The organism is Pseudomonas syringae pv. tagetis (genome assembly GCF_022557255.1).
Classification (GTDB): Bacteria; Pseudomonadota; Gammaproteobacteria; order Pseudomonadales; family Pseudomonadaceae; genus Aquipseudomonas; species Aquipseudomonas caricapapayae.
Map to the genome: position 1 here is coordinate 5,156,826 of NZ_CP092923.1, position 13,379 is coordinate 5,170,204.

Consider the following 13,379-nt stretch of genomic DNA (forward strand, 5'->3'; position numbering starts at 1 on the left):
CATGTCCTTCTCCACGTCCAGTGATGACGACGCAATCAGCGACATCAACATTACGCCCCTGGTGGACGTAATGCTGGTGCTGCTGGTGACCTTCATCGTTACCGCCCCGCTGCTCAACAACGCGATCCCGCTCGACCTGCCGCAAACCGTCGCCACCACCTCACTGGATCAGGCCAGCCCGGTGGTTGTGAGTATCGACGCCAGTGGCGGCGTGTTCATCGACAGTGAAGCGGTCGCGCTGGAACAACTGCCGGACCTGCTGCAAGCCTTGCACAACAAAGACCCGGACGTTGCGGTCAGCCTGCGCGCCGATCAGGCCACAGGCTATGGCCGCGTTGCTCAGGTGCTGGCCGATGTGCAGAAAGCCGGCATCAGTCGCCTGTCGGTGATTACCGAAAGCCCCTGACACAAAAACCTGTCGTTAACCCCATGACCCGCCGCAAGCGCGGCCCCCTGACGCCCCCAGGAAAACCTTTTCATGAACAATCGATTGATACCGCGCGCCTCTCGATTCCCGGTAACGCGCCTCGCGCTGCTGGTTTCATTGAATTCACTGTGCCTGGTCAGCCCGTTGATTCAGGCCGACGATGACATGCCAATCCCGGTAACGGCACCGGCTGGCGAAGACGCGGCAGCCATGACACTGGGCACAGTGTCGGTGATTGGCCAGGGTGAAACCCGTCAGGTGCAGCGCGTTACGCAAAAGGACGTGACCGCTTATTCCGCAGGCACCAGCCCGCTGAAGGTTCTGCAACGGTTGCCGGGGGTCAACTTCCAGTCCGGCGACCCGCTGGGCCGTGAAGAAGGCAGCCAGCGCATCAGTCTGCGCGGTTTTGATATGCACCACCTGGGCTACACGCTGGACGGCGTCACGCTCGGCAACATGAGCTTCGGTAACTTCAACGGCCTGAGCATCACCCGGGCGATCATTGCGGAAAACATCGCAACCAGCGAAGTGGCTCCCGGCATCGGCTCGCTGGGTACGGCGTCGAACAGTGATCTGGGCGGCACCATTCAGTTCACCAGCTCCAACCCGGACAAGGTGTTCGGCGCGCGACTGTCACAGACCTTGGGCAGTTACGACACTTCGCGCACCTTCATGCGCATCGACACGGGCGAATACAATGGCCTGTCCGCTTATGTGTCGGGAGAAAAGTACGACGCCGACGCCTGGAAAGGCCACGACAACCCGCAAAAATCCGATGCGGTGAACGCCAAGGTCAACTACAACTTCGGCGACAACCGCGTGAGCTTCTTCCACAGCACCTCGTCTCACGATGAAGCCAATCTGCCCAGCCTGTCGAAGAGCATCATCCAGCGCCTGGGTTACAACTGGAGCTACTACACGCCGGACTGGACCCGTGCGGTCAATGCAGCCAACGGTATCTATACCGGCGGTGTGACCAGTGCGGGCGATGCGACCTACAACGCCAGCAGCCTGCGCGATGACGAACTGGACATCCTCAACGGCAACTTCTCGCTGACCGATGATCTGGTTCTGGACGCGACCGTCTATCACCACCATGACTCGGGTCGGGGCAACTCGTATTACCCGTTCGTCTTCACCAGCGGCTCGACCACAGTGCCCAGCAACTCGATTCGCAGCACGGTGTATGGCATCGATCGAACCGGTTTCCAGAGTTCGCTGACCTACTACCTGGGCCAGCATGAAATTCAGGGCGGGTTCTGGATTCAGTCGAACAAGAACGACATCGCCCGCTACCTGTTCGATACCACCAATGCGACGCCGCAAAACCACATCGTCAAAACCAACGGTCTGAGGCAGGCGGCGACGGTGCTGGACCAGAGTTACAACGACCTGACCCGGCAGTTCTACCTGCGTGACACCTACACCCTGCTCGATGACCGTCTCAAGCTTGAGTTCGGTGCGAAAAACACGGTGACCACCTCGACCGCCGAAGGCAAAGGTGGCGGTTATGCCAGCGGCTCGCTGGAAGCGCGGGACAGGTTTTTGCCGCAAGTGGGCGCGACCTACAAACTCGACGAGAACGATGAAGTCTTTACGTCTTACTCGGAAAACATGGCAGCGTTTCCAAGTGGCGGCTACAGCCCGTTCTTCACGACGCAGAGCGCAGTCGATGCGCAAAACGGCTTCAAGGACTTGAAACCCGAGACCTCGAAAACCGTCGAACTGGGCCTGCGCCGCAGCACCCCACTGTATTCGGCCTCGGCGGCAATCTATAACACCAGATTCGATAATCGCCTGGTGGCCATCACCAACTGTACCGGCATCGTCATCTGTCAGAACGGGGTCGCCAACGTCGGCTCGGTCACCAGCCGTGGTCTGGAACTGTCATTCGGCCTGACGCCCGACGAGCACTGGCGCTGGTCCAACTCGATGTCCTACAACCGCAGCACTTACGATGATGACTACAGCAGCGGCGGCAGCACCGTTCATGTGAAAGACAAAACCGTCGTGGATACTCCGAAACTGATGTATTCGAGCAATCTGGACTGGAATTGGCAGCATTGGAATGCCGGCCTGCAGGGCAACTACATCAGCAAGCGCTATTACACCTACACCAACGATTCCAGCGTCAGCGGCTATTGGCTGGCGAACGCCAACCTGGGCTATGACTTCGGCAAACTCGGTGCCATCAAAGACACCACCTTGTCACTGAACATGGTCAACCTGTTCGACAAGCGCTACATCTCCACCCTCAACACCGACGCCAGCGCAGCCAGCGACCCGGCAGGCAATTTGCAGGTTCTTCAGGTGGGCACACCGCGCAGTGCGTTTGTGACGCTAGGGGTGAAACTCTGATCGCTGCTGGCTGAAGGGCGAAGGATCGCCTCACTCGCCAATCAGGCGCTTGCTCATCAAGAAAATCTCTCAACCGCTGCCCAGTGAACGTCTATTGCTCACCGCCACAGCGACGAATCCCCCACCGTGCTGCATACTTCCCCGCATCTATAGCGCCTGACCTCCCTCCGGACACCCCATGACACCCAACGCAGAACTCTATAACCCTTCCACCGAATACGCCGACAAGCTGATCTCGCGCATCGGCCAGACGCCCTCATGGATCGCCAAGCGTATCGGAGTCACTGACAAACGCATTCGCTACATCCTCGAGGGCGAAAGGACCGTCAAGGGCGAGACCACGCCGATTCAGATGACGTACACAGAGCAGTTTGCGCTGGAGTGCCTTGTTGCAGAGGCTGTAGCGCTGAGGAGGTAGGTTTTTTTGATGTTGGTTGGTGCTGCAGTATCGTTGCAGCATCGCCGCGTCTCAAGATGCTGACTGCGTGTATCTCACAACTCTGTTCGAGCAGGCATGGGTGTTATATCAACGTGCAGTTCGCTTAAGCCCTCAGGGCTTGAATAAAGGGCTTCCAAGACTGATACCTCAGCCAGTTGCTGCGCTGAAAGTGCTTTTTCCTCCTCCTCAAGCTGGACGCGAAGGTCATCTGCCATATTGTTCGGTAGCTCGTTTTTTAGCGCCACACGCAACAGCCCGCACGCCTTGACCTTATTGCGTTCGAAACCCTGCCCGTTATCGATATGAAAGGCGAGTGCGACAATGGCGGGCGCGCTTCCTTGTGCAGCGGCCTTCAAAAACCAGTGGTTTGCCAGTGAGTAATTGAACGCCACCTCACCGCCGCTGCTGTACAGGTAGCCAAGGGCGAACTGAGCGTTAATCCTGCCCTCCCTGGCAGCACGGGTATACCATTGCAATGCGGCGGAAGGGTCTTTGGGAGTGCCCGTGCCGTGTAAAGTGGCAGCTCCCAACATTTCGTATGCAAGGCTGTTCCCGGAGTTGGCCGCTTCGGTGAGCAACTCCACTGCGTGTTGAGGATCTGCCTGAGTACCTTTGCCATAGAAATACAGTGTAGCCAGGAGTGGTTTGGCGCCCGCATAGCCTTGAGCGCTTGCCCTGCTAGCCCATTTGAAAGCTTCCTGATCATCCTTTTCAACGCCGCAGCCTCTGAAATAAAGGGAAGCGAGCTCTTGTTGAGCTTTAGCGTGACCTTGCTCTGCAGCCTTGCTAAACCAACTCGCCACCTGCCCAAAATCTGTCTGAGTCGCTGCCTCTGCGGTCATTGCAACGCCCATAAAATATTCGGCATCTGCGTTCCCGTGTTCCGCCGATTCAGTTAACCACTGAAGGCCTTTGGCCCGATCAATGTCTACACCCCGGCCATAGAAATGAATGAGGCCTAGCTTGTACTGAGCAACAGGATCGCCTTTTTCTGCCGCGCGTGAATACCAATTCATGGCTTCACCAGGATTTTTGCCAATGACGAGCCCATCTTCATAGGCCGACGCAACCAGTACGGTGAGGCTGTATGGGCTACGCCACAACGTTATGCTGAAGGTGACAAAAAGAAAGGCTGCAACGCAAAGGCACAGAGCAACTAAAGACCGGCGCAACTTCGAATCCATCCGTGAGGCGTAGGGATGGAGTTTATCGAAGCTTATGGGTGCTTTCCATGAACGTCGCGCTTGGCAAAAAGCTGCCGTTCACAAAAAATTTGACCCGGACGCGCTTAACCACAAGAAGCCCCAAGCTGATGCCACCTCACAACGTAAAAGAAAATCAAACAAAAAACCGCTCTTTCAACGGCACCAGCGCCGCCCCGAGAGCCGCCGCATCCCCATTCGTCTCGCTCAACAGTAACTGTGGCCGAGGCGGTGGCGAGTTATAGCGATGCGTGCCCCAGAAAGTCGTCTCTGCAATCAGCCGCCTGCCCAGTTCTGGTGGCAGCTGCCCGCCGAACACCACAGCCTGCGGATCGAACAGTCCCGCCAAGGCGTTGATCAAACGGTCCAGCGTTGGCTTGACCCGAGTCAGCCAGGTATCCACACCGGGCCAGTCAGGGTCGAAGCGCAGGCGCAGGTCTTCGATTGAATCGACCTGCACGCCACGCTGATGCAATTCATCGAGCAGGTAACGCAAGGCCGGTCGGTTTATCGATTCTTCGTCGTTGTAGAGCGTGATCTCGCCGGCGTTGCCGTGACTGCCGAAATACGGTTTGCCGTTGATCACCACGCCTGCGCCGAAACCGAAGTTGAACGACAGGTAAATGAAATTGCCGGCCCATGCCCCCACGCCCACCAGGCTTTCACCGATGGCGGCAGTGGTGGCGTTGTTTTCCAGCCAGACCGGCATGCTGAAGTGCTCTTCGAGTACCGGTTGCAGGTCCATCAATGACCAGTCGCGCAGCGGTTCCGGAGCATTGATCTGGCGATTATCGAGAAAAAACCCGGCAATCGCGAAACCCACGCCAACCACCCGCTCCGCTTCGATGCCGTTGCGCTGAAGGATGCGTTCGATGGTTCTCTCCAGCGAGGCCAGCGTGCTCTTACGGCTCAACGGCGGCGTACGCAGAGTGACTTGTTCCAGCACATTGCAGCCCAGATCGGCGATGCAGACGACTGCCGAGTCGGTATTGATCGATACGCCGATGGCATACACCGCTTCATTGACCAGTTCGATACGTGGACTCGGTTGCCCCCTACCGTTCTTCACGCGCTCGCCGCTGCGCAGCAGACCACGACTGATCAATTCTTCAATCAGGCGGTGTACCGACTGCTGAGCCAGGTCCATCTCGGTCGAAACCGTGGCGCGGGTGATTGCGCCGCGACGGCGAAGGATATCCAGCAATTTGCGTTCATTGAGGCTCAACGGTTGTTGCGAATGAAGCGGCGTATCGAGGTCGAGAGGCATGGAATCTACAAATCAGAAGGGATTAAAACGGTGGGCGTATGAAGCAGTGTATCGCCCACCACCTATTGCACACTTCCATCATGAAAATTTAATAAACGTCGCACAGGTCACAAATACTACACACAAGCTGTATTAAATGGCACTGAGTTCTTGTGGATGCCCTCATGCCTTTCATCAGTAAGACGCTATCGGTGCTGGCGCTGCTGCCGCTCGCAGCTCAGGTCTTCGCCGCACCCGCCGAGTTCTGGTACAGCCACGGCGGCGCGGCCGGAAGTGCCATCGCGGATTTGTGCAGAAGCTTCAACGCTCAGCGCGAGGATGAGGATCGCCTGCACTGTATTCGCCAAGGCAGTTATGAACAGACGCTGCAGAAAACCGTAGCCGCTTACCGCGCAGGCATAGGCCCGGCACTGGTCGAGATTTACGACGTTGCCACACCGGACATGCTGCTGGGCGGTGCCACGCGACCTGTCGAGGCGGTCATGGCCCATCACCAAAGAGCTTATTCCGACGACACCTTTCTGCCAGCCTTGCGCCGCTACTACTCCGATGAGCAAGGCGTTCTCGCAGCTCAGCCTTTTGCAGCCTCCACAGCCGTGCTCTATACGCACCGAAATGCACTCGCCGCGGCAGGTATCAGCGAGCCACCCGCCACGTGGGAAGCATTTGCCACGGCCTTGCGGGCCTTGAAGAGAAACGGCCACACGTGCCCTGCCGTCACCGAGTTTGCACCCTGGATCTGGCTGGAACAGACCAGTGCAGCGCAAGGCACCGAGGTCGCTACTCGCGCTGCAGGCAACGAACGCTATCAGTTCGACAAAGGTGCCCACCTGCGCCTGATGAACGACCTGACGCAATGGGCTGGCGAAGGTCTGGTGGTTCATGAGGATTCGACCCGCAGCGGCCAGCAGGCGCTGGCTTTCGCCACGGATGACTGCGCCATGCTGCTGGATTCCACAGGTGCCTGGAATATCGTGCACAGCACGCTCAAATCCGATATCGATGTCACACCGGTGCCGATCTACGCCACCACCCAGCGACGCGCCAATGCCCCCGGCGGGTCCTCGCTGTGGGTAATGCGTGGCCACTCTGTCAGGGAGTACCGGCTGGTCTCGGAATTCCTGGCGTTCGTGCTGCAAGCCGAGAACCAGTTGGTATTCAGTGCCCGGACGGGCTATCTACCGGTCACGCAGGACGCTGCAGCACGGCTGCAGTCCACAGCAAGGGAGCCATCGGCAGTGACGGTCGGACTTGCTGCACTCAGCGACATTGACGGTCGGCCGTCTGCGCCTTTGCGCTGCGGCTTTATCACGCTGATGCGGCTGATCTGGTCGCAGGAAATGGAGAACGCGCTCACAGGTCGCCAAAGCGTTGAACACGCCCTGCGCCAGACAACGCTGCGCGCCAACGAATTGCTCAGCCTGTTTCAGCAGATGCACCAGACCCAGGCCAGCAATGGGGCAAGCGAGGCAACGCCATGAAACCTCGTGCACATTTCCCGCAGCCGAGTCTGGCGCTGCTGTTTGCCCTGCCCCAATTACTGGCGCTGGGGCTGTTCTTTTATTGGCCCGCTGTGCAGGCGATCTGGTGGTCGTTTCATCTGGTCCCGCCGTTCGGCGGTCATGAAATCTTTGTCGGACTGAGCAATTACTGGCGGGTACTGAAAGACCCCGGTGTGCTCGCCGCACTGGGCTCGACGCTGCTGTTCAGTCTGTCGAGTGTTGTACTTTCGATCCTCATCGCGCTGGTACTTGCGCTGTGCCTTGAATTGAAAATGCGCGGCAATGCCGTGTTTCGCAATCTGCTGATCTGGCCCTACGCGGTATCGGGCGCCACCATCGGTATCGTCTTTCATGTGCTGGCCAACCCGGTGATGGGTATTTTCGCCTGGCTCAACGAGATAGCGCCAGGCACCTGGGCACCCTACGCCAGCCCGCTACAAAGCATGCTGCTGCTGATTGTGGGGTATGCGTGGTGCCTGGTCCCGTTCAACTTTGTGATGCTGGTTGCCAGCTTGAAGTCCGTACCGGACGACTACCTCGCGGCTGCAGCACTGGACGGGGCTGGCTCCTTGCGACGGATGCTCGACATACAGCTGCCACTGATCGCGCCCTATTTGCTCTTCGTGTTTGTCATCGACCTGCTGGAAAGCCTGTCGAACAGTTTCGGACTGGTCGATACGCTCACCCACGGCGGACCAGGCGATACCACCAACGTGCTGGCCTACAAGATCTACACAGACGGTTTCATGGGGCTGGATCTGGCCGGATCGTCGACGCTGTCAGTACTCATGTTGCTGGCAGTCGTGGCGCTGAGCATTGCCCAATTCAAACTCCTGGTCCGCTTCCAGCGACGCGGGGTAAAAGCATGATCGAGCGTCATCGGCTGCTCGACACAGGTGCTTATTTGCTGCTGACGCTGGGGCTGGTGTTCGCGCTGGGGCCGCTGTACGTTGCAGTCTGCTCGGCGACAGTCAGTAACCCACAGCTGTTCGCCCACGGCCTTGCGGTCATGCCCGGCGACCAGTTGCTGGAGAATCTGCAACACGTTACCCGGCGTCTCGATCTGCTGCGTCTGCTGGGCAACAGCCTGCTGGTCGCCATGCTGGTGGTGATCGGCAAGCTGACGCTTTCGGCGCTGACGGCATTTGCCGTGGTCTACTTTCGCAGCCGTTACACCTCGGTGATTTTGTTCGCCGTACTGGGCGCGCTACTGCTGCCGCTGGAAGTGCGCATCATCCCTACGTATGCGGTGGCCAGCGACCTTCTCGGACCGCTACGGACGCTTTTGCAATGGCTGGGTATCCAGTCGCTGCCGGTGCCGACCATCAACCTGCTCGACAGCTATACCGGGCTCGCCCTGCCACTGATTGCCTCGGCCACCGGCACCTTTCTGTTCCGGCAGTTCTATCAGACGCTGCCCGCCGAACTGGTCGAAGCGGCACGAATGGACGGTGCCGGACCCTGGCGGTTTTTCATCGACATTCTGCTGCCACTGTCGAAGACCAACTTCGCGGCGCTCGGTACGCTGGTGTTCATCGGTGCGTGGAAAGACTACCTGTGGCCACTGGTCGCAACCAATCGCGAGGACATGCGCACACTGGTGCTGGGCGTTGCCAGCTTTCTACCGACCGATGCGACTCAGGTCCCCGAATGGAACCTGCTGATGGCCGCCGCGGTGGTCAGCATGCTGCCCCCCATACTCGTCATTGCGCTCATGCAGCGATGGTTTGTCAAAGGCCTGATCGGAGTCGGCAAATGACCGCGCTCACCCCTATTGCCTGCGCACCGGATATTGTCCTCAAGGGCCTGCACAAAACCTACGGCACAGAACAAATCCTTCACGGGCTCGATCTGGTTTTCAAAGCGGGCGAGCTTAACGTCATCCTCGGCCCGTCCGGGTGTGGCAAGTCCACGCTGCTGCGCATGGTCGCCGGGCTGGAGGACGTCAGCCAGGGGCAAATCCTGATGGGTGGCCGTGATGTAACGCGTCTGCCGCCCAAGGAGCGTGGCTGCGCCATGGTGTTTCAGAACTACGCGCTTTATCCGCACATGAGCGTGGCCGACAACATTGGTTACACCCTCAAGCTGGCGCGTATCTCACGCAAGGAGCGTGAGCAGCGTATTCGCGAATGTGCCGGCTCGCTGGGTCTTGAGGCTTTGTTGCAACGCAAGCCCGGCGAGCTTTCCGGCGGTCAGCGCCAGCGCGTTGCCATCGGTCGTGCGCTGATCCGCAAACCGCCAGTCCTGCTGTTCGATGAGCCACTGTGCAACCTGGACAGCGCGCTGCGTCATGAAATGCGCCTGTTGATTCGCCGTTTGCACCAGCAGACCGGTGCAACGATTCTGTACGTCACCCACGATCAGACCGAAGCCATGACTCTCGCCGAGCGCGTGGTGATCCTCAACAAAGGCCATGTCGAACAAATCGGCACGCCCACTGACATCTACGATCAACCCGCGCGCACTTTCGTCGCCGGCTTCATCGGCACCCCGCCCATGAACCTGCTGCCTGTGCATTGTCTGGACGACAACGTTTTGATGCTCGCGGACGGGCAACGCCTGCCCGTCAGACTCGGCGTTGCCAGCAACTGCACAGGTAAATGGCTGATGGGCCTGCGCCCCGAGACCTTCGCACTCGACCAGGCAGGCGTCATCGCCACGGTGGAGTCTTCGGAGAATCTGGGCAGCCACAGCCTGCTGTATTGCCAACTCGCTGGAACACGCTGTGTCGTCAGCCTCGCCGAGCGGCAACATCTGATGCCCGGCACCCAGGTTCGACTCGCGATCAGCCCCGCGCCACTGCTTTTCGATATCGAGAGTGGCCAACGCCAGCTCGTTTCCTTCTCCCAAACCGCCAAGTGACCCGCCATGCCCAAATCCGCCCCCCTCGTCCGTTCGTCCCTGATTGCCCATCGTGGTGCCAAGGCTTACGTGCCGGAAAACACCCTGCTGGCCCTGGAGAAAGCTGCAGAGTGCGGCGCCGAGTGGGTCGAGATCGACGTGAAACTGACCCGTGATGGCCAGCCTGTCGTGATTCATGACGACTTGCTGGACCGAACTACCAACGGGCGCGGCGCGGTCGTGCTTCACGAACTTGAGGCCATCCGCAAACTGGACGCAGGCAGCTGGTTCGCCCTTGAATTCGCAGGCTTGCAGATCCCCACCTTTGAAGAGATCGTGGCTTGCGCGCTGCGCCTCAACCTTGGCTTGCAGGTCGAACTCAAGCCGACCATTGGCGACGATATCGAAACGGCTGAAGTGGTGATGCCGATCCTCAAAAACCTGTGGCCCACCGGCAATGATCAACTGTTCGTATCCAGTTTTTCAGTACGCTCCCTAAAGGCCGCACGCCGGTTATGGGCTGACGTGCCCTTGGCCATCGCCTCGGTGGTGGCCCCTGCCGACCCGGTCGCGCTGCTGGCCGAATATGACTGTCGAATACTTCACGTACTTGACGACATGCTCGATGACCATCACCTTGTCCGCCTGAAAAGCAGCGGCGTCGAATTCGCCGTGGCTACCATCAACAGCCCGAAACGTGCGCGCTACTTGCTGGAACATGGCGCACAGTCGATTCTCAGTGATTACCCGGACTTGTTGAACCTGCCGAACGGAGGCTGTCTGCAATGAACAAAAGACTCAGCGTCGCCATGCAAGCCGTAGAAAAAGCCACTGGCCTGGCCATGGCCTACTTCAACGACCGCCACACCCTCGACATCACCACCAAAAGCGCGCAAGACCTCGTTTCCCGCGCCGACTTCGAGGTGGAACAACTGCTTCGTGCCGAATTGGGCAAACACTTCCCCGACGATACAATCCTCGGCGAAGAAATGGGCGGCGAATTCATCACCGATGGCTGGGTTATCGATCCCATTGACGGCACTGGCAACTACCTGCGCGGCACTCCATTGTGGGGAATCGCTGTGGCGTACATGTCGGCAGGCGAGCCCGAAATCGGCGTCGTCGCCTACCCGGCGTTGGGCTACACCCTGGCCGCCCGCACGGGCGATGGCTTGCTGCGCAACGGCGTCCCCTTTGTCCGCCCTCAACCACCAGAGCACCTGCGCATCGCTGGCGTCGGCGAAAACACCCGCTGGGACGCCGAAGAGATGGGCAAATTGCACCTGAGCCTGCGCCGACAGGGCTGGGGCCTTGCCGGTTATCGCTGCGCCACCATCGGCCTGGCGTTCGCCGCTTTGGGGCAGACAGACGGCTACATGGAGAAATTCACCAGCCTGTGGGATATCGCAGCAGGGGCTGTGATTTGTCGCGAGGCTGGGTTGCTGTGCACGATTGAGGGCGACCAGAAGCAAGGGTCGATGACAGTGATGGTGGGGCGTGAGGAGTTGATGGGGATTTTTGGTGCGTAGTGCGTCGGACTAGTCGACGCAGTTTTCTGACTGCGTTTGTCCGCCTGATGGCGTGTCTGCCCTTTGTGAACAGCAGATTGCTGGCTGCAGAAACTTTTACCGCGTTGCGCCAGCCTGCAGCCGAGAGAGGCATACGGTTCGGCTTTGCGGCTGACCCGGCGAAGCTGAATGACGACGCGGCCTACCGGGAACTGGTCGCCCATCAGGCCAGCATCGTAGTGCCAGAAAACGCCTTGAAGTGGCAGACGGTCCACCCCGAACCAGAGCGTTACAACTTCGCGCCCGCCGACGCAATCGCGGCGTTTGCGAAAGCGCATGACCAGCGTATGCGCGGGCACACCTTCTGCTGGCATCGTTCTTTACCCAACTGGGTTCACCACACCGTCACCCCGACGAACGCCGAAGCGGTGCTGACGGCGCACATCAGTACCGTCGCCAGCCATTATCGTGGCCTCACCAGTGCATGGGACGTCGTCAACGAAGCCATCCAACTGGAAGACGGCCAGCCTGGCGGGCTGCGCAATTCATTCTGGTATCAGATGCTCGGGCCTCGCTATCTGGACATAGCCTTTAACGCTGCGCACAAGGCCGACCCGGACGCCCTGCTCTGCTACAACGATTACGGCCTGGAAAAGGATACCCATTACGGCGAAAGCCGACGCACTGCCGTGCTCGCCCTGCTGCGCGGTCTCAGGCAGCGGGGCATTCCGATACACGGTCTGGGCATTCAGTCCCACCTGCGTGCAGGCGACACATTTGGTCCGGACCTGTCTCGCTTTATTCTTGCAGTGCGTGATATTGGGTTGTCGATCCACATCACAGAACTCGACGTCGACGACAGCCACTTGACGGGGTCCATTACAGAACGCGATGGGACGGTTGCGCAAACCTATAAGCGCTATCTGGACCTGATCCTTGCTACGCGCTCGGTGTCGACAGTTATCACTTGGGGTGTGTGGGACAGCCCGCATATTGCCGGAGCCACGACCAGCAACGGGCCGTTGGCACAACGGGCATTGGCGTTTGGCCCGCGAGGTGAAGTGAAGCCAGCAAGCTGGGTGATCGCGCATTGTTTCGAAAACGCGCAAATGCAGAAGGATGCGCGGTTTTAGGTGCCCAGCGGCTTTCACGGCAGCATTACAGCCAGAGCGGTTCCGCGCTTTCTGATCCCTGAAAACCACGAAGCCCCCGATAAACGGGGGCTCCAGACCAAAACTTTACAAAGTAGACTTTATTCCGCCCTAGAACGGAATATCATCATCAAAGCTATCAAAGTCAGCAGCTGGCTGCGGCGCTTGTTGTTGCGGTGCCGGGCGCGAGTCGCGTTGTGGCGGCTGCTGGTTGTAGTTCTGCTGAGGTGCGGACTGCTGCGGTGCCGACTGTTGTGGGCGCGACTGCTGTGGACGAGGTGCGGACTGGTTGTAGTTGCCGCCGCCCTGACCTTGTTGCGAGTCGCCCTGAGGACGGCCGCCCAGCAGTTGCATGGTGCCCTGCATGTCGACGACGATTTCAGTGGTGTAGCGCTTGATGCCGTCTTTTTCCCACTCGCGGGTCTGCAGTTTGCCTTCGATGTAGACCTGCGAACCCTTGCGCAGGTATTCGCCGGCGATCTCGGCGACCTTGCCAAACATCGATACACGGTGCCACTCGGTCTTTTCGACTTTCTGACCGGTCTGCTTGTCAGTCCATTGTTCGCTGGTTGCCAGACTCAGGTTGGTCACGGCGTTACCGTTAGGCAAGTAGCGAACTTCGGGATCCTGGCCGCATGTACCGACCAATATGACTTTGTTAACCCCACGGGCCATAACGTTCTC

General features: G+C 59.0%; 13 protein-coding genes. 10 read left to right on the plus strand and 3 right to left on the minus strand.

What is annotated here, in order from left to right:
• The first annotated feature begins 1 nt into the window (after position 1).
• The 3 genes from MME58_RS23000 (at position 2) to MME58_RS23010 (ending at position 3,203) form a co-directional block, all read left to right on the plus strand.
• Positions 2-406, plus strand: a complete 405-nt coding sequence (locus tag MME58_RS23000; RefSeq protein WP_055004796.1) for an ExbD/TolR family protein — start codon at positions 2-4, stop codon at positions 404-406.
• A 72-nt stretch (positions 407-478) separates the two neighbouring features.
• Complete coding sequence (locus MME58_RS23005; RefSeq protein ID WP_055004797.1) at positions 479-2,785, plus strand: TonB-dependent receptor; 2,307 nt, start codon at positions 479-481, stop codon at positions 2,783-2,785.
• Between the two features lie 178 nt (positions 2,786-2,963).
• The gene (locus tag MME58_RS23010; protein ID WP_054987284.1) at positions 2,964-3,203 is read left to right on the plus strand and encodes a hypothetical protein; all 240 of its coding nucleotides are present in this window, start codon (positions 2,964-2,966) and stop codon (positions 3,201-3,203) included.
• Positions 3,204-3,277: 74 nt separating this feature from the next.
• On the opposite strand, the gene MME58_RS23015 is transcribed toward MME58_RS23010, so the two are convergent.
• Together MME58_RS23015 and MME58_RS23020 are read right to left on the minus strand one after the other, a co-directional pair.
• Complete coding sequence (locus MME58_RS23015; protein ID WP_233590976.1) at positions 3,278-4,408, minus strand: tetratricopeptide repeat protein; 1,131 nt, start codon at positions 4,406-4,408, stop codon at positions 3,278-3,280.
• A 154-nt stretch (positions 4,409-4,562) separates the two neighbouring features.
• Positions 4,563-5,693 carry an ROK family transcriptional regulator gene (locus MME58_RS23020; RefSeq protein ID WP_055004799.1) on the minus strand — a complete coding sequence of 377 codons (1,131 nt, stop codon included), beginning with the start codon at positions 5,691-5,693 and terminating at the stop codon, positions 4,563-4,565.
• Between the two features lie 164 nt (positions 5,694-5,857).
• On the opposite strand from MME58_RS23020, the gene MME58_RS23025 reads away from it, so the two are divergent.
• The 7 genes from MME58_RS23025 to MME58_RS23055 are packed head-to-tail and all read left to right on the plus strand — an operon-like array spanning position 5,858 to position 12,677.
• The gene (locus MME58_RS23025; protein ID WP_055004800.1) at positions 5,858-7,174 is read left to right on the plus strand and encodes an extracellular solute-binding protein; all 1,317 of its coding nucleotides are present in this window, start codon (positions 5,858-5,860) and stop codon (positions 7,172-7,174) included.
• The gene (locus MME58_RS23030; RefSeq protein ID WP_055004801.1) at positions 7,171-8,064 is read left to right on the plus strand and encodes a carbohydrate ABC transporter permease; all 894 of its coding nucleotides are present in this window, start codon (positions 7,171-7,173) and stop codon (positions 8,062-8,064) included. The genes MME58_RS23025 and MME58_RS23030 overlap by 4 nt, the downstream gene beginning before the upstream one ends.
• Positions 8,061-8,954, plus strand: a complete 894-nt coding sequence (locus MME58_RS23035; protein ID WP_054987279.1) for an ABC transporter permease subunit — start codon at positions 8,061-8,063, stop codon at positions 8,952-8,954. Before MME58_RS23030 ends, MME58_RS23035 begins: the two co-directional genes overlap by 4 nt.
• Complete coding sequence (locus tag MME58_RS23040; protein ID WP_055004802.1) at positions 8,951-10,057, plus strand: ABC transporter ATP-binding protein; 1,107 nt, start codon at positions 8,951-8,953, stop codon at positions 10,055-10,057. The genes MME58_RS23035 and MME58_RS23040 overlap by 4 nt, the downstream gene beginning before the upstream one ends.
• A 6-nt stretch (positions 10,058-10,063) precedes the next feature.
• Entirely contained in the window at positions 10,064-10,825 is a 762-nt protein-coding gene (locus tag MME58_RS23045) for a glycerophosphoryl diester phosphodiesterase (RefSeq protein WP_055004803.1), read from the plus strand.
• A complete protein-coding gene (locus tag MME58_RS23050; protein WP_054987276.1) occupies positions 10,822-11,565 on the plus strand; it encodes an inositol monophosphatase family protein in 744 nt (247 codons plus the stop codon). Before MME58_RS23045 ends, MME58_RS23050 begins: the two co-directional genes overlap by 4 nt.
• Positions 11,565-12,677 carry an endo-1,4-beta-xylanase gene (locus tag MME58_RS23055; RefSeq protein WP_055004804.1) on the plus strand — a complete coding sequence of 371 codons (1,113 nt, stop codon included), beginning with the start codon at positions 11,565-11,567 and terminating at the stop codon, positions 12,675-12,677. The genes MME58_RS23050 and MME58_RS23055 overlap by 1 nt, the downstream gene beginning before the upstream one ends.
• A gap of 129 nt (positions 12,678-12,806) precedes the next feature.
• Here the strand turns inward: MME58_RS23055 and MME58_RS23060 are convergent, their stop codons facing one another.
• On the minus strand, positions 12,807-13,370 hold the full coding sequence (locus tag MME58_RS23060) for a single-stranded DNA-binding protein (RefSeq protein WP_054987274.1): 564 nt from the start codon (positions 13,368-13,370) through the stop codon (positions 12,807-12,809).
• Positions 13,371-13,379: the final 9 nt, after the last annotated feature.